Source organism: Amycolatopsis sp. lyj-112 (assembly GCF_046549055.1).
In the GTDB taxonomy this organism is placed as follows: domain Bacteria; phylum Actinomycetota; class Actinomycetes; order Mycobacteriales; family Pseudonocardiaceae; genus Amycolatopsis.
This window is the reverse complement of the sequence record NZ_JAJPWS010000020.1, coordinates 63,805-84,998: the sequence shown is the minus strand read 5'-3', so window position 1 is coordinate 84,998 and position 21,194 is coordinate 63,805. Positions and strand designations below refer to the sequence as shown.

The window sequence follows — 21,194 nt, the reverse complement described above, 5'->3', positions numbered from 1 at the left end:
CCTGCCGAACCGGGCGCGATGATTCACGTGGAACAACTCACTTCCGAGCAGCAGCGCGCACTTCTGGTCGAGATCGGCAAACTCATCCGGGCGGGTGTCACCGACACCGCACGCGCGGCGGTCGCCGATTTCCGGCAGTCCGGGGAGCACACCGAACTCGACGGGCACAACGTCAAGGCCGCCCCTGAGCTGAAAGAACTCTTCGGCGCCCTTCGCACCGGGATGTACACCACCGGACGCGGCACCTGGTTGCAGTCGAGGTTCACGCTCAAGCCCGAAGGCACCTTCGACTTCGACTTCTCCCTCGACGACGAACCGGCGTGGGCCACGGCCCCGGCTGCTTCGGTGTACCCGGACGAGCTGGCCGCCTTCCCGCGCGACGACGAGCACATCCCGGACTGGTGGCGGCTTCGCGCGCAGCTGCCGTTGCGGGTCGAGTTCCGGCACGCGCGGATCGTCGATGCCTACACCGAGGGCGAGCCGCCCGTGGTGGACAGACCCGGGCTCGACGAGGCCGAGGCACCGCTGATCGCGCAGTACCTGGAGCGCGAGCCGGCGATCCTCTCGGGCAGAGGCTTCGGCAAGGACATCTTCGCGCCCGAGGCCGAAGGCGACGTCCCGGAGAGCTACCACACCGACGGCACCTGGATCTGGCACGCGTCCGTCCCGCACTACCTGCGGAAATACGGAGTCGCACCGGAGCAGGAGCTGGTCGGACACATCCGGGGGCAGCGTTTCCAGCCGCCGTACGTCGAGCATCTCGTGCGCCGGACCGCCGAAGCGGACCTCCTGGGCAAACCGCGGCCGAAGCCGGGCCGCTCCGACGTCAAGAAGACCGAAGGCGACATCGCCGCGGAGCTGGAGACGTCACCGAATCCCACGCTGACCGACGAGGAGCTGCTGGTCGTCCTGGTCAGCAGGCTGGGTGAACACGCCGTCTGGCCGGAGGCGTACCGCATCGGGCACCGCGCGGACGGCGTCTGGTGCCTCAACTTCACCGAAAAGGGCTGGGAGGTCGCCTCCCACGCCGACGGCGCCCCGGTGTCGCCGAAGTACTTCGAAAAGCTGGAGGACGCGGCTCACCAGCTTCTCGGCGCGGTGCTCCTGCATCCGGCGAGGATGACGGCAGGGCACGAAACGCCCTTGGAGACCGCCAAGGAACTCGCCGACTGGCCGGTGGGGGCGGCACCAGGTGAGCCTCCCCTCACCTTGCTCCGCAACAAGCGCCTCAGCCGGATGGTCGCCGGTACGGTCGTACTGCGGTTCGGGGAGGAAACCGGCAATCTGGTTCACCACGGCGGGGTACGGTTCGCCACGACGTCCCTGCCGCTGGAACGGGAGCGTGTCGGTGGGACCTACCGGCTACGACGCCCGCTCCACGTGATCACCGGAGTCACCGTGCCGTGGGCGAACATGCCCGGTGGTGCGGTGGCATACGTGCTCCCGAAGACCATCGCCGAGCACGTGTCCGACGGCAGCCTGGAGAGGATCGAGTAGGTGGAATCGGCGGAAGCGGTAGCCAAGGTCGAAGAGTGGCTGCGCGCGGTGCACGGTCCGGACGTCTCCGCGCCGGGCGGCGTCGGCCTGCGGGTGAACCACGAAAAGGTCCTGCGCGTCCCTGAGGGCTGGTCGGTGCCCTACAACACGATCGCCTTCCTCGACGAGGGTCACGCCGAGAAGGAGATCTTCCCGCCGCCGTCGGTGGTCGTCCGCGAACCGGACGGCGAACTGCGCCAGACCCACCCGCATCCCGGCGGGCTCAGCGTGCCGGTCGCGTTCCCCGGCCAGGAGGCGTGGCGCGAGGTCGTCGACCCCGAATACGCCAAGGCCGGACTCGGTGACCTCGGTGTGCCGCTCCAGGTCGTCGCGGGCTGGGTGAAGGTCAACTCGGACGGCGTGCCGACCGGGCAGGAGCGGGAGAACCCGGAGTACAAGGCCGGCCCGGTCCGCCGCGGCTACCCGAAGCCGGAGAACCGGCTCGAGACCTTGCTGTCCTTCGCCAGCGTCGGCTGGCTGACCCGGGAGCAGCTGCTCATCGGGCTGCTGCGCTGCGAGGTGTTCGTCCCCCTGGACCTGGTGTCCGGCAAGACGGAGCGGTTCTACTTCAACGAAGAGCGCGCCGAGCTGAAGGTGTTCAGCTCCACCAAGAACCTGCCGTCCCGTGAGCACGGGTACTGGAAGGTCGACATCGCCACCCTGGCGGGTTACGAGAGCCCGCCCAATCTGGTGATCAATGGCGGCCCGGCGACCTTCGAGGACGTCAGCGGCGCCGAACTCGCCGAGACCGCGCACAAGTTCCCCCGCCGGGAAACCCCGGTCGACGCCAACGAACGCTGTCCCGAAGCGGATCCGGCGCTGGAGACGTTCGCCCAGGACACGGCCACGAAGATGGGGCTGTCCGAGCCCGTCCGCCTCCCGCTGGCCGCGGCCGAGCGGGCCCGCCGCCGCGGTTTCGAACTGACCGCGGAGGAATGCGAGAAGACCGTTCTCGGCCAGTCGTGGCTGGCGCGGTTCAAGCAGCCGGAACCGCCGCGCAGCCGTCCGAACGACCTGCGGGCCAACGGCCTGGCGCCCGGCTACGACAACGAAGGCCAGATCCAGCCGCGTCTGGACACCTTCGGCAAGTACTTCGACCGTGACCGCTCCAGCTCGCGTTACGGCTGGCAGCGCGTCGCGGGCGCGTACATCGGTTTCGCGCTCGGCGAGGCACTCGGCGCGGCCGTCGACAGGATGCGGCTCGACGAGATCCACGGCACCTACGGGCCCGACGGCGTCACCGATCTGCCGGTCGCGTTCGACCTGCCCGGCCGGATCGGGCCGCTCACCCAGCGGCTGCTGTTCTACACCGAAGGCGTGATCCGCAGCCCGCATCGCGAGCAGCCGGAGAACCGCGAAGCCGAACGGATGCTCGGAACGGTCACCCGGAACGCGTTGATGCGCTGGCTGCACACCCAGGGCGCGCCGCTGGACAACGCCGACGGCTGGCTGGTGAAGGTGCCGGAACTCAGGGTCCGCCGCACCCCCGACGACGCCGAGCTGAACGCGTACCACGCGCTGGCGACCATCTCACCGACGGCGGTTCCGTTGAGCGGGCCGGACGCGCTGGTCGCGGCCCTGCCGGCGGCGCTGACCGCGGCCGGTCCCGGCAGCGCGATGAGCGGCGGCGTCCGCCAGGCGGTGCGCGACCTCGTTTCGGTCACCCACCCCGGAGAGATCGACGTCGAGGCGTCCACGTACCTGACCTGGCTGTTCGAACCGGCGCTGACCGCGGAGGCGTTCAGCTACCCGGTCTGGAACATCTCCCGCGAGATCTTCAGCGACACCAACCCGCACCAGCGGGGGCCGGTATGGGCGGACCTCAAGGCGCTGGTCGCCGAGTCGGTGCCGTTCTTCGGCAAGCACGGGCTGCCCGACCTGCGGGTCCCGGAACTGATCGGCGACGGCAACGGCACGCTTTCGGTGCTGGGCCGCGCGTTCGCGGCGCTGTCCGGGTTCGAGAACTACCCCGAGCAGGCGCTGCTGCGGGCGGTCAACCACTCGGGCCGCAGCGCCATCACCGGCGCGATCACCGGCGCGCTGCTCGGTGCCCGCGCCGGCATTCCCGGCCTTCCGCAGAAGTGGGTCGAGCAGCTGGAACTGCGCTACCTGGTGGAGAACATCGCCACGGACGCGTTCTGGCACTTCGACCGGCATTCGGCGCTGACCGAGGTCGACGGCTGGGACCGGCGGTATCCCCGCTGGTGAATCAGGGATGGGGACGATGAACGAAGAGGAAGCCGTCAGCCGCGTCGAGGAGTGGCTGGCAGGTCGCGGCGTGGAGGGGACCGGCGCGCTGCGGATCCGGCGCGACTACGTCGTGCGCGCGACCGGCGGCTGGAACGTCACGTACAACACCGTCGGCTGGCTCGACGGCACCGATCCCGGCACGGGACTGTTCCCCAGCCCGGTCGCCTTCGTGCCGGACGACGGCGGTGAGATCACCCTCGACCTGGAGACGATGGCGGTGTCCGCGGCGGGCGGCGGCGCCGACCCCGACGCGTTCACCCGGTGGACCGAGATCGTCGATCCCGAGTTCGACGAGGCCGCGTTCCCCGAGATGCCCGTGCCCAAGGCGGCGATCGTGCGCTGGGAGCAGTACACGCTGTACGACCGGCCGACCGGGGCGACCCGGACGAATCCGGACCACCGGCCAGGACCGCAGTTCTCCGGGCGCCCGAAGCCGCAAAGCGACGTCGAGAAGCTGCTCGGCTACCTCCGCGTCGAGTGGATCACTCCGGAGGAGTTCGTCCACTGGATGCTCGACCACGATGTGCTGGCCCCGGCGAAGGACGGCCACCTGCAGGTCCGCGACTTCGGCGACGCCGGCGCGAGGTTCGTCGTCTACACCTCCGAGGAACAGGTTCCGGCGGAGTACACGACCTGGCAGCGTGTCCAGCCCCGGGTGCTCCTGCGACGCGCCAAGGAGGTCCCCGGCGTCGGCCTCCTGGTCAACCCGGGCCGTCCGGAGACCTTCAACGTCTATCCGGAGACCCTGAAGCAGGTCGCCGACCTGGAGCTTCCGGCGAAGGCCGAACGCCCGGAGTCCATCGGACGACCCGCCTACTTCGGCGAGGAGTACGCGAAGGCGTACGAAGCCCTTCTTGAGGAACTCGGCCAAGAAGTCGGCGCGGCCACCGCGAACCTGGCGAGCCTCGTCGCCCAGGCCAGGAACAACGGCTACACGCTGAGCACCGGCGAGCTCGTCCGCTACGTGCGGAGCGCGACGCTGTCGTTCAAGCGGTCCCGGGCGAAATACGACGGCCGTCCGCTCCCGGAACTGCCCGAGGACCCGTTCGCCCACGGTCTGGTGACACATTTCTCCGACAACGGCGATCCTCGGCCGAAGGCCTGGACGTTCGGGAAGTTCTTCGACCCCGAGCTGCCGCTGGGAAGCTTCACCTACCCCCGGATCGTCGGCGCGTACGTGGGCTTCGCGCTCGGGGACGCGCTCGGTTCAGGCGCGAATCCGGCCGACGGCCTGCCGCTCGGCGGGCTGACCCGGCAGCTGTTGTTCCACACCGAGTCCGTGATCCGCGGGCTGGACGCGACCCCGGACAAGGCCGAGATCCCGGCGTCGCTGCCCGAAGGCGGACGCCCGGACGGCTGGGTGGCCAAGGCGACCGCGGCCGCGGGCCCGGCACCCGCCGAGTTCTCGACCATGCTGGTGACCGCGCTCGCCGCGACCGTGACCGGTGGGGTGGAGGGTCCGGCGGACAACGTCGTCTACGCGATGAAGGTGGTTCGCGAACTGGTCGGTTCCGCCGCCGGGCACGAGGTCGTCCACGGGTCGGAACTGCTGGTGAACGTGTTCCGCGCCCAGCTCGCGGCCCGTGACGGCGTACCCGCGGTGGCGAACTTCCTCGAAGGGTTCGACGAGTACAGCGGCGAGGTCGACGGCCTGGTCAAGACCGTGCTCGATCTCAGGAACGACGTCGACGGCGATGACGTCGAGCAGTTCGACAGCATCGGGGACGGCCGGACGCCGCTTTCGGTGCTGGGCAGGGCGTTGTTCGCCGCCGCCAAACGGGGCCACGATCCCGAAGCGGCGCTGGCGCTGGCGGCCCGAGGCGGACCGGTGACCGGCGCGCTGACCGGGGCGATGGTCGGCGCCAGGCTCACCGTGCCCGGCCTGCCGGAAGCGTGGCTCGCGGCGTTCGGCGACCTCGGCGTCGTCGACGGCATGGCGGGCGACGCCTATTACTACTTCAACCGTTTCGGCCTGCCCCGCGAGCCCGAAGAGAAGCGCCGCTGGGACTCGGAACGGTACCCGCGAGGAGACCGGTAAGAAATGCGTGAGTGGCTTCAGGACCCGGCGACCAGGTCGCGGCTGCGCGGCAGCCTGCTCGCCGGGGGGATCGGTGACGCGCTCGGCGCGAAGACCGAATTCGACTCGATCGACCGCATCCGCGAGATCGCCGGCCCGGCCGGGATCACCGACCTCATCCCCGCGTACGGCGGGATCGGGCGGATCACCGACGACACCCAGATGACGCTGTTCACCCTGGAAGGCCTGGTCAGGGCCCATGCGGGCGCGCGCCGGGAGCAAGGGACCTTTGCTACCGCTGACACCGCCGTTCCCGTCGAGCAGTCACTGCAGCTGGCCTACCAGCGCTGGCTGCACACCCAGGGCATCGCGTGGGAGCGGGCGCGCGGCCCGCAGGAGACGAGTCCAGAACCGGACGGCTGGCTGGTCACGAACCGCGAGCTGTTCAGCCGCCGCGCACCCGGCCTCACCTGTTTCGGCGAGCTGGAGGCGTACGGGCGGACGGGGGTACGTGCCGGCGTCGACAAGCCGGTGAACAACTCGAAGGGCTGCGGCGGGGTCATGCGCGCGGCGCCGGTCGCGCTGTGGTCGGACGACCTCGCGGAGGTGTTCCGCCTCGGCGCCGAGAGCGCGGCCCTGACTCACGGTCACCCGAGCGGGTATCTCTCGTCGGGTGCGTTCGCGGTGATCGTGCACGAACTCCTGCTCGGGAAACCGCTGCTCGACGCCGTGGCGACCGCCCGCGTCGAGTTGGAGAAGTACCAGGGCCACGAGGAACAGAGCGTCGCGCTGGACCAGGCGCTCGCGCTGGCGCGGGAAGGGGCCCCGACGCCGGAAAAGCTCGAAACGCTCGGCCAGGGGAACATCGGCGAAACCGCGCTTTCGATGTCGGTCTACGTCGCGCTGACCACCACGGACGCGAATTCGGCGCTGCTCGCGTCGGTGAACCACAGTGGTGACAGTGACTCGACCGGTTCGGTGTGTGGGAACCTCGTCGGCGCGATGTACGGCGAAGAAGCGCTACGGACGGACTGGCTCGAGAAGCTGGAACTGGCCGAAGTGATCGGGCGGCTGGCGGACGACGCGCTCGCGGAGTTCGGCCCGGACGCGCCGGGTGACGACCGGTGGTACGCCCGGTACCCGGCCTACTAGATTTACCCCCGGCTTGGGGAACTTGGGGAGGGGACTAAATCGTGCGTTACCGGGTACAAGCGGCGGAGCGGCCGGATGGCCTGTACGCCGTATGGGGGGACACCGTCTTCGCGGCCCAGCGGTCGACAGAGGACGGCACGCTGTTGCTGATCGCGCCGCCTGGGGAGGCGGCGCCCGACGGCTTCGACCGTGAGTGGAACGGGCGGGCCGCCCGGGTGGTGCTGAACGGCGAGGTCGGAGCGACCTTCAGCCTGCAGACCCACGGCCGCTACGACGACGAACACTTCCTCGTCGCGCCGCACACCGGCGGCGGCGAGCTGACCTTGCGCTGGGCGGGCGAGGACGCGGCCCGCGCGGCCGAACTGGGGCTGACGGACTTCTCGACCACCGTCGGGCCTTCGCAGCTGACGGCGTTGTGGCAGACCAGGCACGACTTCGTCGAGTCTCCGGACGCACGGCCGGAGAACGGCACGGGCGACCAGTCGGCGTTCCTGCGGGCCATCGGCCGGACGCTGCTGAGCGTCCTTCCGCCGGGGTGGCAGCGGGTCGGCGCGCAGTTCCGGCAGGTCGGGGACTACGCCGAACTCGAGATCCGCTCGGTCGGCGACGAGGGCAACGGCCCGGTGTCGGTGTCGATCGCGGCCCCGCCGCGGCTCGGCTCGCTGTTCGCGCGGCTGCGGGCGGCGATGTACAGCCCGGAGACCGGCGCCTGGTTCCAGGGCACCTTCACGCTGGACTCAGCGTCGCACTTCGACTTCGATTTCGACTCCGACCAGGAACCGACCTGGCGGCTCGCGCCCAACGAAGGCGGGAAGCCGTCTCCGCGCGCGTACGCCACCGAGCTGTCAGTCTTCCCGCGCGGCAAGGAGCACGTCCCGGCCTGGCTCTCGGCGAAGGCCGGGCTGCCGCTGGACGTCGCCTTCCGGCACGCGAAGATCGCCGACTCGCACAACGAGGGCGAGCGCCCGGTCGTCACCCGGCCGCCGGTGCCGCCGGACCAGGTGCGCGGGGTGCTGGACTACCTCTTCCGCTCGCCGGTGGTGGTGTCCCGCCCGGGTCCGCAGCCCGACATCTTCACCCCGAACGGTCCGCCGGACGTGCCGAACGCCTTCCACACCGACGGCGTCTGGATCTGGCCCGCGGCCGTGCCGCACTACCTGCGCAAGTACGGCGTGCCGCCGGAACCGGAGCTGGTCGAGCACATCCGGGCCGCCGGGTTCCGGCCGGCGCTGGTCGGCGAGCTGGTGCGGGCGACCGCCGAGGCGGAGATCGCCGGCAAGCCGCGTCCGCCCCAGACCGACGCGGACCTTCCGGACGAGAGCGTCCGGACCCGCGTAGAGCGCGAAGGCGAACCTGGCCGCGACGCCCGGGCCGGCGACGTGCTGGACGTGCTGTTCCAGCGGCTGGCCGAACACGGTGTCGCGCCGACGTCCTACCGGATCGGCGCGAACGCGGTACCGGAACCGGGAATCTGGACGCTGCGCCGGACCGAGAGCGGCTGGGAGGTCTCACGCCCGCCTGCCGATGAGCCGGTGGCGTTCTCCAGTCTCGAAGAGGCGGCGCGATTCTTCCTCGGCACCCTGCTGCTGTACCCGGCACGGGCCGCGGTGGGCGCGAACGAAGAGGCCGACAACCCGGCCGACTGGCCGATCCTGCCCATGCGGGGCGAGCCGCCGCTGAACTTCTTCCGCCGCAAGCGGATCGTCGTGCTGCCCGCCGGCACCACCGTGCAGCGGTTCGGCAACGACACCGGCAACCTCGTGCACGCCGAGCCCGCCCGGTTCGTCGAGACCTCGCTGGCGGCCGACCGCGAACGGGAGCACCGCCTGTACCGCGTCCAGCGTCCGCTGCGGGTGATCACCGGGATCACCGCGCCGTGGAACGGGACGCCGGGCGGGGCCGTGGCCTACGTGCTGCCCAGGCCGATCGCGCAGCACCTCGAAAGCGGAGCGCTGTCGCGAGTCCAGTGACCGTGAAGGACTCCTTGAGGGACTCTGATTCCCTCAAGGAGTCCTTCAAGGACTTCTAGGACGCGGTGATGAGCACAGCCGGAGACCACCAGTAGTCCGCCAACGGCTCGATCCGGATGCCGGCGAAACCCGCTTCCTTGAGCTGCGAGGCCCAGTCCGTGGCGGGCTGCTCCCAGTTCGTCCGGTCCGCGCCGGGTTTGACCAGGCCCAGCAGGATCGGCAGCAGGAAGCCCTGCGCCACCAGCGACGCGTCCTTGCCGTACTCCGAGATCCCTCGTTCGTAGCGTGTGACCAGCGAAAGCAGGTACTCGGCGGAGTCTTCGTCGTGCTCTGGCACGTCGAATTCGGCCAGCACGAGACACGTCGTACGCGGCCGGAGCGCCCGTAGGACCTCGGTGCGCTCCGCCGTCGGGATCGACTGGAGGGCGAAGGTCGACTGCGTCAGCTGCCACTGCCGGTCGTCGTCGCGGGCGAGGAACTCCTGCGCGGTGGCGTCCCAGGTGTGCACGCCGTGGGTGCCGTCGAGGTGCTTCCGCGCTTCGTCGAGCAGCGCGCTCGACGGCTCGACGAGGTCGATCCGGCCGGGCTGCCGATCGGCCTGTTCGAGTGCGGGGACGACGGCGAGCCCGTCGCCGCAGCCGATGTCGAGCAGGGAACCGATGCCGCCGTAGCGCCGGGCGAGTACCTCGCTGAGCCTGCGGTAGAGCTTCACGTTCCCGCCCCCGCGGATGAACGCCGTGAAAGCGGCGGGCCGGTCGTACACCGGGCCGCCGCCGCCACCTTCGGTCAGATACCGGTTCAGTTCGGTGCCGAGCGTGGATCCGGCACGCCCGGCGAGGTCCGCCGCCTCGGCCTGGTCACCGTCGCGATACGCGGTGAGCGCTCGGGCCAGGACTTCCGTTTTCTTCATGTTCTCCTGTTTACCGTCAGAAAGGCACCCAAAGGGTGACTCTGGTGCCATTGCCTGGAGCCGACTCCACCCTGGCCGTCCCGCCGACCTCGTTCAGCCGGGCGGTGATGGACTCGCTGATGCCGAATCCGGCGGGCCGGGAATCGAGACTGAACCCGGCACCGTGGTCGCGGGTGATCACCGCGACGCCGCCTTCCTGCTCCTCGACCCGCACGACGACCTTGTCCGTCCCGGCGTGTTTGAGCGTGTTGCGCAGGGACTCGCGGACGGCGTCGCGGATGGCGACCTGCCGGACCTCCGAAAGCGTGTCGTCGTCGAGTTCCGCGATCACGAGCTGGGCACGCAGGCCGTCCCTCGCCATCTCCGCGGCCAGCGACGCGAGCTTCTCGCCCAGCGGCCGCGACCCGGCTTCGGAGCGCCCCGACGCTTCGCTCTCGATCGTCCGGCGGAGCTCCATCGACTGCGCCCGCGCCAGCCGCTGGACCTCGGCGAGCCGCTCGACGGGGTCGCCCCGGTTGGCGAGCGAGATGGCTTCGAGGGTCTGCAGCACGGAGTCGTGCAGCATCCGGTGCTGGCGGGCGCGTTCGGCGATCCGCCCGTTCCGGATCCCGTAGGCGAGGGCGAGCCGGGTGCCGAGCCCGATCAGGACGAGTGCGCCGGTCGCGGTGAAGAGCACGCCGAGGATCGGCGGAAAGGTGGCCAGGGCCTCGCCGGGCGAGGCCTGCCCGGTGCCGAACAGCGACGCGAGCATCCGGATCGGGAGGCTGACGATGACCAGTGCCGCCGCGGCGGCGATCCCCAGCGCCAAGGCCAGCAGCGCGACCTCGCCGAGCAGGTGTTTACCGGGCACCATCATGGCCTCGGTGAACACCGACGCCGGCACGAACGCGCCGACGATCAGCAGCGCGAGCAGCGTGAACACGAGATCGACGGCCAGCAACCGGGCCGCGAGGTTCGGCTGGAACGGCGCCGACTGCAGCATCCAGCGGATCCCGTACACGCTCAGCGCGACCGATCCGAGCGTCACGAGCCCGACAGGGGCGATCCCGGTCGTGCCGTGCGTGGAGACGTAGAGGCCGAACGCGCCGGGCACCGCGAAGAGCCGATAGACCAGAGGGACGAGTGCGACATACCGGGCAGCGCGCAGCAGCAGGTTGTCGCGGTAGCCCGTGTCGACCGGGCCCGCCATGTGCTGGATCCGGCGGAGTGCCCGCATCGGCGTCGGGTCGCCGACCTCGTCGGACAGCTCACTGGTGGCCGTGGCCAGCGCGGGCGCGCCGCGCCGCAGCAACGTCACCAGAAAACTCGGCGGCCGCTTCGCCATGGAATTTCCCCCCGCCCGGACCAACGGCAGGAGTATGTCGGCTATCGGCACAGCGATCCAGGGCTGAACGGCTGAAGAGGTCCTTAACGTTCAGGAAGCCGAGCCGACGCCGTTCTCCTCGGCCCACTTCTTCAGCTCGGCGACGGCGTCGTCGTGCTCCAGCGGGCCGCGGTCGAGCCGCAGTTCCTTCAGGTGCTTCCACGCCTTGCCGACGTCCGGTCCCGGCTTGAGGCCGAGGATCCGCATGATCTCCTCGCCGTTGAGGTCCGGCCGGACCCGGTCGAGGTTCTCCTGCGCCTGGATCGTCGTGATCCGCTGCTCGAGGTCGTCGTAGGTCGCCTGCAGCGCGGCCGCCTTCTTCCGGTTGCGCGTCGTGCAGTCTGCGCGCACCAGCTTGTGCAGCCGGGGCAGCAGGTCACCGGCATCGGTGACGTAGCGCCGCACCGCCGAATCCGTCCACTCACCCTTGCCGTAGCCGTGGAACCGCAGGTGAAGGAACACGAGCTGGCTGACGTCCTGGACGATCTCCTTCGAGAACTTCAGCGCGCGCAAACGCTTGCGCACCATCTTCGCACCGACGACCTCGTGGTGGTGGAAGCTCACGCCGCCGCCGGGCTGGAACTCGCGCGTCGCGGGCTTGCCGATGTCGTGCAGGAGCGCCGCCAGCCGCAGGATCAGGTCCGGCTCCGACGTCGGCTCGTGCGACTTCTCCAGTTCGATCGCCTGGGCGAGCACGGTCAGCGAGTGCTCGTAGACGTCCTTGTGCTGGTGGTGCTCGTCGATCGCGAGCCGCATCCCGGGCACTTCCGGCACCACCCGGTCGGCGAGCCGGGTTTCGACCAGCAACTCGATCCCGGGCCGCGGGTCGCTCGCCAGCAGCAGCTTCGACAGCTCGGCCTGGACGCGCTCGGCGGTGATCCGGTCGATCTCCTCGGCCATCGACGTCATCGCGTCGATCACCCGCGGCGCCGCGGTGAACCCGAGCTGGGCGGAGAACCGCGCGGCCCGCAGCATGCGCAGCGGGTCGTCGGCGAAGGACTCCTGAGGGGTCGCGGGGGTGTCGAGTACCCGCTCCTCCAATGCCTGCAGCCCGTCGTACGGGTCGACGAAGGTCTTGTTCGCCAGGTCGATCGCCATCGCGTTGACCGAGAAGTCGCGGCGCAGCAGGTCGCCCTCGATGCTGTCGCCGAAGGTGACCTCGGGGTTGCGGCCGACCCTGTCGTAGCTGTCGGCGCGGAACGTGGTGATCTCCAGCGTCATGCCCTGTTTGGTGACGCCGACCGTGCCGAAGGCGATGCCGACGTCCCACACCGCGTCGCCCCAGTTGCCGACGATCTTGAGGACCTGGTCGGGCCGCGCGTCGGTGGTGAAGTCGAGGTCGTTCACCGGACGGCGGAGCATCATGTCGCGGACGCTGCCGCCGACCAGGTACAGGCTGTAGCCCGACTTGGCGAAGAGCGTGGCGAGTTCATCCGCCAGTGGGGAGATGCGCATCAGCTCTGTCACAGCGTTCTGCATTGCGGCGCTCTTCCCCGCAATCGCCTGCCCGGCGACCACCTTGTTCACGACAATCCCACCACGATTTGGATGTACTTACCGAGACACTTACTACGACCCGGCCCAACACGGGCACGGAGAGCCAGCGTACCCGTACCGCCGTTTGCTCTAGCATCGCAGCATGTCTGGATCCGCCGGCCGCTCCGGCGCCTCGAAGCCGGGCCGCCGGCGCAGGCGCAGGCGGGGAAGGCGGCTGACCACGGTCGACGAGACGTCGGCCGGCGGCCTCGTCGTCGATGCCGAGCGCGCCAACGCGGCGCTGATCGGACGGCTCGACAGGCACGGCAGACTGCTGTGGTCGCTGCCCAAGGGCCACATCGAGGACGGTGAGACGGTGGAGCAGACAGCGGTGCGCGAGGTGAAGGAAGAGACCGGCATCTCCGCGCGGGTTCTGCAGCCACTGGGCACCATCGACTACTGGTTCGTGGCCGAGCGACGCCGGGTGCACAAGACAGTGCACCATTTCATCCTGGAATCCACCGGCGGTGAGCTTTCGGACGAGGATGTCGAGGTGACCGAGGTCGCCTGGGTCCCGCTCGCCGACCTGGAAACCACCCTCGCCTACTCCGACGAGCGCAAGCTGGTCCGGAAGGCCAAAGAACTCTTCGCGCAGCAACGCCCACACCGCCGAGGGAGCACCTGAGTGAAGCGGCTTGCCGCCACTGTCCTGTCGATCCTGTTCCTGGCCTTGCCCGCGTTGTTCGGGGCGATCGCGCAGGCGCAGGAGCAGCCCCGGCTGCGCGTGGACCTCGATCAGCTGAACCCGCGAGTGGTCACCACGACCACGACGTCGCTGACCATCACCGGCCGGGTCACCAACATCGGCGACCGCAAGATCAGCAAGCTGGGCGTCCGGCTGCAGCTGGGCAGCAGGCTGGCGACCGAGCAGCAGATCGGCGACGTCCTCGCCGGCGGCAAGTTCAAGGACCTGTCCGCCACCGACTTCGTCGACCTCGAATCGGACACGCTGGAAGCGGGCCAGAGCGCCGGGCTGAACCTGACCGTGCCGCTCGGCCCGTCCTCGAAGCTGCAGTTTCCGCGGCCCGGCGTGTACCCGCTGCTGGTCAACGTCAACGGCACCCCCGACTTCGGCGGCCCGGAGCGGCTCGCGGCGGTCAGCCTGCTGATGCCGGTGCTCGGCATCCCGGGCAAGGCACCGGCCTCGCGTCCGACCTCGCAGCCCGCGACGGGTCTGCTGTGGCCGATCGCGAACAGCACGGTGCACGTCGTCTCGGCCCCGCTCGGTGGCCCGCTGACCCTGGCCGACGAGCGGCTCGCCGACGAGATGAACGACGGCGGCCGCCTGGATTCGCTGGTCGGGGCCGCACGCGCGGCCGAGGCCGACACGAAGGTCTCGTCGTCGTTGTGCCTGGCCATCGACCCCGATCTGGTCGCGACCGCGGACTCGATGACCCGCGGCTATCAGGTCGCCACCGGCGGGGGCCCCGCCCAGGGCAAGGGCGCCGAGATCGCGAAGAACTGGCTCGGTGAGCTGAAGGCGCTGGTCGCGGGCCGCTGTGTGGTCACCCTCCCGTTCGCCGACGCCGACCTCACCGCGCTGACGAAGGTCCGCGCGGGCGACGCCACCGACTCCGAGCTGCTGAACAGCGCGATCGGCGGGGCGACGACGATCAAGAACCTTCTCGGCGTCCAGCCGCAGGACGGCGTCCTCTGGCCGGGCGGCGCTCTCGACTCGCAGACCGTCGACACGATCGGCAAGGCCGGGGTCAAGACCGTGCTCACCGATTCGGGCAAGCTCCGGGCCGGGTCGCCGGTGCTGGGCGGCGTCTCGATCGAAGGGACGGACCTGCGCGCGCAGCCGATCGACTCACTGATCGCGAGCGCGCTGAACGGGTCGACCGGTTCCACCGGCGGAGTGCTCGACGCGTCCGCGCTGCGCTCGGTGTCCACCCAGAACGGGCTCGGCGCGATCGCCTTCCGGGCCGGGCTCGGCGGGCAGACGGCCGGGCAGGAGCGCTCGCAGCTGCTGATCGCGCCGCCGCGGCACTGGGATCTGCCCCGCGCCGAACTCACCACGTTCCTCGATCGGCTCGGCGACTTCTTCCAGGCCGGCCTCGCCACGTCGACGCCGTTGCCCGACCTGCTCGACAAGAAGCAGTCCGGGGCGGCATCGGTCAACTACGACCCCCAAGATCTGGCCTCGGCCACGAGCGGCGACGTCACCGCGAAGATGTCCCAGATCGACAACGAGACGCTCGGCCTGTCGTCGGCGATGACAATGGATTCCACCAAACGAGTGAATCCGGCCGACGTGATCGCCCCCGTCCGGCTCGCCCTGCTGCGGGCCGCCTCGACGTCGTGGCGGGGCTCGGACTCCGGGGTCGCCACCGGCAACGCCCGCGCGGACCTGGACGCCATCCGTAGCCAGGTGACCGTGGAGCGCCCGAAGCAGACGATCGCGCTGGCCTCCGGCGCGTCGCCGCTGCCGGTGTACATCACCAACAGCCTGCCGGTCGGCATCAACGTCCGCGTCGAACTGAAGAACAACGTCGGGCTACGGCCGACCGCGGCGGTCCAGACGCAGCCGATCGTGGCCAACGGCGCCGCTAACAGGCTGCTGCCGGTCGAGGCGCTGCGAGCGGGCCGATTCAGCGTGGACGTGGCGCTGAGCACGCCCGACGGGACCAAGCTCGGTTCCGACGCGCGGTTCGAGCTGACCTCGACGGAGTACGGCGCGATCACCATCATCGTGACCCTCACCGCGGCCGGCGCGCTGCTGCTGCTCTCGTCCCGGCGGATCTACCGGAGGATCAAGGAGTCGCGAGCCGTTCGGGCGAACGAAGGCGTCGAGCGTGTGACCGAGGACGCACAGGTTTAAGCCTTTCCGGCCGTTGCCGATTACCCTGGGTCGAACGATGCCGCCGGGCATCCCCAGAGCAATGTCGAGCACCGTCGAGCACCGAGGATTGGGCACGCGTGGAAAGAGAGCCGGGTGTACCGCCCGAGCGTGCAGGCCGTCCCCGGCGCGAAGGAACTCCTCCACCGCCCCGTCGAACCGATGGCCCGGCACGCCGTCCGGAGCGTCGTCAGCCGCCTCCGCAGCAGGTCCCGCCTGAGCGCGGCGAGCGCCCACGCCGGGCGACGCCGCCGCCGGGCGTGCCTGGCCAACCGCCTGCGCAGCAGCCGCCGGACGGCCGCCGCCAGCGGGTCGCCGGCCGTCCCGACGACGAGACCAGGCGACTGAGGCCACCCCAGAACCCGCCGGGGGGCCAGCCCCCGCCGCGACAGGGGCCTCCGCCCACGACACCGCCTCCGCCGACCCGGCGTCAGCAGGTGCCCCCGGGCCAGCCGCTGCCGCAGCCGTCCCAGAACCAGCCCCCGAACCAGCCGCCCCAGCGCCGCCCACCGGCGCCGCCGCCGCAGGCGCTGCACCAGACCCCGCCTCCGCCGCATCGGGGGCGCCGCCAGCCACCACCGGTCCGCCCGTGGCAGCAGGACCCGCGCGACGAACCCGACGCGACGCGGTTCATCCCGCGCACGCCCGGCGTCCCGATGGGGTCACGCTGGCCGGTCGCCGACCCCGACGTCCTCCGCCCGTACGACCAGCTCGCCACGCAGGTCATGCCGGCGATCAAGGACGCGCCGCTGGTCAAACCGCGGCCGGGGCACACCGGCGAACAGGACGTCGTCGCCCCGGCGAAGGCGCCGTCGATCGCGAAGTCCAGCGGCCGGATGGCGATCGCCTCGCTGATCAGCCGGATCACCGGCTTCGCGTGGAAGCTGCTGCTGGTCGCGGCCATCGGCGCGCAGGTCGAGAACGACTCGTTCAACGTCGCCAACACGATGCCGAACATCATCTTCGAGCTGCTGATGGGCGGCGTGCTGTCCAGCCTCGTCGTCCCGCTGCTCGTGCGGTCGCAGGACGACAAGGACGGCGGCGAGGCGTACACACAGCGGCTGGTCACGGTCGCCGGGACGCTGCTGGTCCTCGGTACGACGGTCGCGGTCCTCGCGGCGCCGCTGATCACCAAGCTCTACGTGGACGACAACGGTGACGCCAATCCCGCACTGGTCACCGCGTTCGCGTACCTGCTGCTGCCGCAGATCTTCTTCTACGGCGTGTTCGCGCTGCTCTCGGCGGTGCTGAACGCGAAGAACGTCTTCGGCCCGACGGCCTGGGCGCCGGTGATCAACAACTTCGTCGTCATCTTCACCATCCTCGTGGTGTGGATCATGCCGGGGAACATCTCCACCGATCCCGTGTCCATCACCGACCCGAAGCTGCTGACGCTGGGCCTCGGCGTGACCGCGGGCATCGTGGCGCAATCGGTGCTGCTGATCCCGCCGCTGCTGCGGTCCGGGTTCAAGTTCAAGTGGCGCTGGGGCATCGACAAGCGCATGAAGGAGTTCGGCGGGCTCGCGATCTGGACCGTCGGCTACGTCGCGGTCAGCCAGATCGGCTACACGGTCACGACCCGCGTGCTGACCAGCGGTACGGCCGGTGGTGTGACGGCGTACAGCAACGCGTGGCTGCTCTTCCAGCTGCCGTACGGCGTCATCGGCGTTTCGCTGCTGACGGCGATCATGCCGAGGATGAGCCGCGCGGCCGCCGACGGCGACCACAAGAAGCTGATCGGCGACCTCTCCTACGCGTCGCGCATCTCGACGGTGATGCTCGTGCCGATTTCGGCCGTGATGACCGTTGTCGGCGGTTCGGTCGGTATCGCCCTGTTCACCTTCGGCAAGGGCACCGTCGAATCCGCGTCGCAGATGGGACAGGCGCTGGCCATCTGTGCCTTCGCGCTGCTGCCGTACGCGCTGGTCATGCTGCAGATGCGGGTGTTCTACGCGATGAAGGACGCGCGGACGCCGGTGCTGATCATGATCGTGATGACCGTGGTGAAGGTGCCGCTGCTCTATCTGTGCCCCGCGCTGCTGTCGCCGGAGAACATCGTGCTCGGCGTGATGATGGTCAACGGCCTCACGTTCGTCATCGGCGCGATCCTCGGTCAGGTGTGGCTGTGGGTGACCCTCGGAAATCTCCGAAGCAAGCGAGTTCTCGGGGTGATCCTCTTCACCCTCGTCGGAAGCGTGCTCGGAGTCGGCGCGGCGTGGCTCGCCGGGCAGGTCGTTCCTGACTCGTTCGGGGTTACTTTCCAGGCCTGGGTGAAACTTCTCCTCCAGACCGTCGTCGGGATCGCGGTCTCGTTCGGCGTGCTCATGGCCCTCAAGGTGGAGGAATTGAAGCCCGCCACGGACCGCATCACCCGGTTGATCAAGCGCGGATAACGATTCACGCACGGATGGCGCGCGTTCACGCGTCGTATTCTGGGTACCCTCGGGGCGGGAGCTACGCGGGAGAGTGCGGTGGATACGAGACGGAGCGAACAGGCAGGGGAGTCGAGCCAGCTGGGCGTCCGAGCCCAGGGTGGTTCACTGGCCCCTGGCCGGGTCGTCGGTGACGGCCGGTATCGCCTGCTCGCACAGTTCGGGGTGGACGAGCGGGCCGCCGCGCACCTTTGGCGTGCGCGCGATGGCCAGCTGAAGCGTGATGTCGCGCTGACCTTGCTGGTCGGCGACCCGGCGGACGCGGAAGCGGCGAGGCTCGCGCGCCGGACGCTGGAGCGTGCCGCGCACGCGTCGAAGTTCGGCCATGGCGGGGTCGCGCGCGTCCTCGACGTGCTCAGCCTCGGCAGCGGCGTCACCTCGAGCGAAGGTCTGCTCGGTGTCGTCGTGGCGGAATGGACCAAGGGCAGCGACCTGGTCGACCTCGTGTCGCAGCGTCCGGTGGCGCCCGCCGCGGCGGCCCGGATGGTGCAGGCGCTGGCGGAAGCCGTCGACCATGCCCACCAGAACGGCCTGGTCCTCGGCCTCGATCACCCGCAGCGGCTGCGGCTCACCCCGGACGGCACGCTGAAGCTGGCCTTCCCCGGTCCGCTGCCCGAAGCGACCCTCCGCGACGACGTCAAGGCGCTCGGCGCGGTCCTGTACCTGCTGCTGACCGGCCGCTGGGCCCTGCCCGGCGGTCCCTCCGCGATTCCGGCGGCACCGCACGCGCCGACCGGCCGGGTCATCCCGCCGCGGTCGCTGGTCCCGACGGTCCCGGTGGAGCTGTCCTCACTCGCCGTCCGCACCATCGAGGACGGCGACCACGGCGGAATCCGCACCAGCGCCGCCATCCTGCGCATGCTGGGCCAGGTCGCCGAGGCCGAGGAACGCACTCAGCTGATCAAGGCCGTCGGTGAGGAAGAAACCCCCGCCGAAGGGGACGGCACGGTCTGGACGACGAAGAAGCCGATCAAGGACGTCGCGCGCCGCAAGAAGCTGGCGTTCGGCGTGACCGTGCTGGTCGTCGCGACCGTGGTGATCCTGGCCTGGGTCGGGATGATGCTGATCAACCTGTTCCAGGGCGAGTCGAAGTCGAGCGGGCCGCAGATCAACGTCGCCGCGTCGACGTCCCAGTCCGCGCCCCCGGCGGGGCAGCAACCGCCGCCCGCGCAGCAGCCACCGCCCGCGCCGGCACTCGGTGCCCCGGTGAAACCGTCCGCGGTCGCCGTGTTCAACCCGGGCAGCAAGGGCGACAGCCCAGGCCGCGCGAAGAACGCGACCGACGGCGAAGCGGGCACGGGCTGGAAGACCGACGAGTACGACAAGCAGTTCCCGGTGCTCAAGGACGGCGTCGGGCTGATCGTCACCTTCAAGGACCCGATCACCCTGAGCCAGATCAAGATCGACGCGGGAAGCCCCGGCTCCAAGGTCGAAATCCGCTCGGCCGACAAGAAGAACCCCAAACTCGACGAAACGAAGGTCGTCGGGAGCGGGGACCTCGCCGCGGGCGAATCGACCATCGCTTTGCAGCAGCCGCAACAGGGTCAGTACTTCATCATCTGGATCACTCAACTGGGTGAAGATGAGGACGGCAAGTTCGTGACGGAACTCAAAGAGCTGACGTTCCTGCCTGCGGGGTGACGCCGAACACCGGGTCAGTAGGCTCTCCCGGGTGACAGCTGCAGCTCCCACGGACGCGGATCTCATAGCGGCGCATGCCGCTGGGGATCCGCACGCGTTCAGTGAACTGGTCCAGCGACATCGAGACCGCATGTGGGCGGTGGCCCTGCGCACCGTGCGGGATCCCGAAGAAGCCGCGGACGCCCTGCAGGACGCCTTCATCTCCGCGTTCCGCGCAGCGGGCAATTTCCGGGCCGAATCGCAGGTCACGACGTGGTTGCACCGCATCGTCGTGAACGCGTGCCTCGACCGCATCCGGCGAGGCAAGGCCAGACCGACCGTTCCGCTGCCCGAGACCGGGCAGTTCAACGAGCCTGCCTCGCCGCGCGACTCGATGTCCGAGCGCGAGACGAGTCTCGTGGTCAAGGAAGCCCTCGACCTGCTTCCCGAAGAACAACGTGCCCCGATCGTGTTGGTCGACGTCGAGGGATACTCCGTCGCTGAGACGGCGAAGATGCTCGGTATCGCCGAGGGCACGGTCAAGAGCAGGTGTGCTCGGGGTCGCGGAAAGCTCGCGAAGGTTCTCGGACATCTGCGGAACCCCGATGCGATTGCGAACGTCCCAACTCACGAAAGCAAACGCGAACGCGCCACCCCGAATCGGGGTGCCAGGCGTCCTCAGGGCACGCCGGGTGACGGGGAGGGACGATGACAGACGAGAGCAGGGGGATCGGTGGGACCGTCGGTCCGCCGTGGTCTGTCGATGTGCTCGCCGACCTGCACGCAGGTGTGCTGGGCGAGCGAGAGGCGGCCGAACTCTGGCCGCTGGTGAACGCCGACCCCGAAGCACTGGCGATCATCGAAGCACTTGAAGCGACCACGGCCGATCTCGCGGAACTCGCGAACGAGCCGGTCGCACCGATGCCCGCGGAATTCGCGGCCCGGATCGACGCCGCACTGGCCGCCGAGATGCGGACCTTTCAGGCGTCGCCTGCGTTTCAAGGCACACCTGAAGGGCAGGAGCAGGTCGCCCCGGTGGTGGACCTCGCGGCGGCACGGCGGCGGCGGAACAAGCGGATCGGCTGGGGCGCGGGGATAGCGACCGTGGCAGCGGCGGCCATCGCCGCGGTCGCGATAGCCATTCCCAGTACGCGGCAACCGGACACCGGCGGGATCGCTCAGCCCGCGCCCTCTCCTGTCGGCCCTTCGGTCGGCGGAGACGGCGGAGGAGCCGAAGCACTCGTCGGCAAGGCGATCGGCGTCCGCGACTTCGGCCCACTGAAGACCGAAGAGCAGCTCGACGCCTGTGTCGCCGCGGCCGGCCTGGACCCCGACGTGCGGCCGGAGGGAATCCGGCCGGTGAACGTCGCGGGCAAGGACGGCGTCATGGTGATCTACACCACAGGCAAACTCGCCCAGTTCCGCATCGTCGCGTTCGGCGCCGACTGCGGTCCGGGAAAGCCGGCGATCCTCTTCGACAAGATCATCGGACAGAAGTAGCCGAAGGCGATAGCAAAGGTCCCTTGCTCCCACCTGCCTCGATGCAGGCGGGAGCGGGGGACCTTTGCT

15 protein-coding genes are annotated in these 21,194 nt (G+C 69.9%); 12 read left to right on the top strand and 3 right to left on the bottom strand.

Annotated elements, in window-relative coordinates; translation table 11 throughout:
* Positions 1 to 27: 27 nt before the first annotated feature.
* Genes ACLJRL_RS38345 through ACLJRL_RS38325 form a run of 5 tightly spaced genes read left to right on the top strand, consistent with a single transcriptional unit; the run spans position 28 to position 8,925 of the window.
* Positions 28 to 1,497, top strand: coding sequence for a TNT domain-containing protein (locus ACLJRL_RS38345; protein WP_410661296.1), 1,470 nt, complete (start codon positions 28 to 30; stop codon positions 1,495 to 1,497).
* Positions 1,498 to 3,744 carry an ADP-ribosylglycohydrolase family protein gene (locus tag ACLJRL_RS38340; RefSeq protein ID WP_410661295.1) on the top strand — a complete coding sequence of 749 codons (2,247 nt, stop codon included), beginning with the start codon at positions 1,498 to 1,500 and terminating at the stop codon, positions 3,742 to 3,744.
* Between the two features lie 16 nt (positions 3,745 to 3,760).
* On the top strand, positions 3,761 to 5,824 hold the full coding sequence (locus tag ACLJRL_RS38335; protein WP_410661294.1) for a YrhB domain-containing protein: 2,064 nt from the start codon (positions 3,761 to 3,763) through the stop codon (positions 5,822 to 5,824).
* Positions 5,825 to 5,827: 3 nt separating this feature from the next.
* On the top strand, positions 5,828 to 6,955 hold the full coding sequence (locus ACLJRL_RS38330; protein WP_410661293.1) for an ADP-ribosylglycohydrolase family protein: 1,128 nt from the start codon (positions 5,828 to 5,830) through the stop codon (positions 6,953 to 6,955).
* A gap of 41 nt (positions 6,956 to 6,996) precedes the next feature.
* Positions 6,997 to 8,925: a TNT domain-containing protein gene (locus ACLJRL_RS38325; RefSeq protein ID WP_410661292.1), complete on the top strand. Its 1,929-nt coding sequence runs from the start codon at positions 6,997 to 6,999 to the stop codon at positions 8,923 to 8,925.
* Between the two features lie 55 nt (positions 8,926 to 8,980).
* Here the strand turns inward: ACLJRL_RS38325 and ACLJRL_RS38320 are convergent, their stop codons facing one another.
* From ACLJRL_RS38320 to ACLJRL_RS38310, 3 genes are all read right to left on the bottom strand, one after another.
* Positions 8,981 to 9,835 carry a class I SAM-dependent methyltransferase gene (locus ACLJRL_RS38320; protein WP_410661291.1) on the bottom strand — a complete coding sequence of 285 codons (855 nt, stop codon included), beginning with the start codon at positions 9,833 to 9,835 and terminating at the stop codon, positions 8,981 to 8,983.
* 16 nt (positions 9,836 to 9,851) lie between these two features.
* Positions 9,852 to 11,159: a sensor histidine kinase gene (locus ACLJRL_RS38315; RefSeq protein ID WP_410661290.1), complete on the bottom strand. Its 1,308-nt coding sequence runs from the start codon at positions 11,157 to 11,159 to the stop codon at positions 9,852 to 9,854.
* A 90-nt stretch (positions 11,160 to 11,249) separates the two neighbouring features.
* Positions 11,250 to 12,677, bottom strand: a complete 1,428-nt coding sequence (locus ACLJRL_RS38310) for a CCA tRNA nucleotidyltransferase (RefSeq protein WP_410661289.1) — start codon at positions 12,675 to 12,677, stop codon at positions 11,250 to 11,252.
* Between the two features lie 160 nt (positions 12,678 to 12,837).
* Here ACLJRL_RS38310 and ACLJRL_RS38305 point away from each other — a divergent pair, with 160 nt between their 5' ends.
* From ACLJRL_RS38305 to ACLJRL_RS38275, 7 genes are all read left to right on the top strand, one after another.
* A complete protein-coding gene (locus tag ACLJRL_RS38305; protein WP_410661288.1) occupies positions 12,838 to 13,359 on the top strand; it encodes an NUDIX hydrolase in 522 nt (173 codons plus the stop codon).
* Positions 13,360 to 15,555 (top strand): DUF6049 family protein, encoded by a 2,196-nt coding sequence (locus tag ACLJRL_RS38300; protein WP_410661287.1) that lies wholly within the window; start codon positions 13,360 to 13,362, stop codon positions 15,553 to 15,555.
* Between the two features lie 114 nt (positions 15,556 to 15,669).
* The gene (locus ACLJRL_RS38295; protein WP_410661286.1) at positions 15,670 to 15,921 is read left to right on the top strand and encodes a hypothetical protein; all 252 of its coding nucleotides are present in this window, start codon (positions 15,670 to 15,672) and stop codon (positions 15,919 to 15,921) included.
* 308 nt (positions 15,922 to 16,229) lie between these two features.
* The gene (gene murJ, locus ACLJRL_RS38290; RefSeq protein WP_410661334.1) at positions 16,230 to 17,966 is read left to right on the top strand and encodes a murein biosynthesis integral membrane protein MurJ; all 1,737 of its coding nucleotides are present in this window, start codon (positions 16,230 to 16,232) and stop codon (positions 17,964 to 17,966) included.
* 120 nt (positions 17,967 to 18,086) lie between these two features.
* Positions 18,087 to 19,646 (top strand): protein kinase family protein, encoded by a 1,560-nt coding sequence (locus tag ACLJRL_RS38285; RefSeq protein WP_410661333.1) that lies wholly within the window; start codon positions 18,087 to 18,089, stop codon positions 19,644 to 19,646.
* 31 nt (positions 19,647 to 19,677) lie between these two features.
* Complete coding sequence (sigM, locus tag ACLJRL_RS38280) at positions 19,678 to 20,337, top strand: RNA polymerase sigma factor SigM (protein ID WP_410661285.1); 660 nt, start codon at positions 19,678 to 19,680, stop codon at positions 20,335 to 20,337.
* Positions 20,334 to 21,125, top strand: coding sequence for a hypothetical protein (locus ACLJRL_RS38275; RefSeq protein ID WP_410661284.1), 792 nt, complete (start codon positions 20,334 to 20,336; stop codon positions 21,123 to 21,125). The genes sigM and ACLJRL_RS38275 overlap by 4 nt, the downstream gene beginning before the upstream one ends.
* Positions 21,126 to 21,194 lie beyond the last annotated feature (69 nt).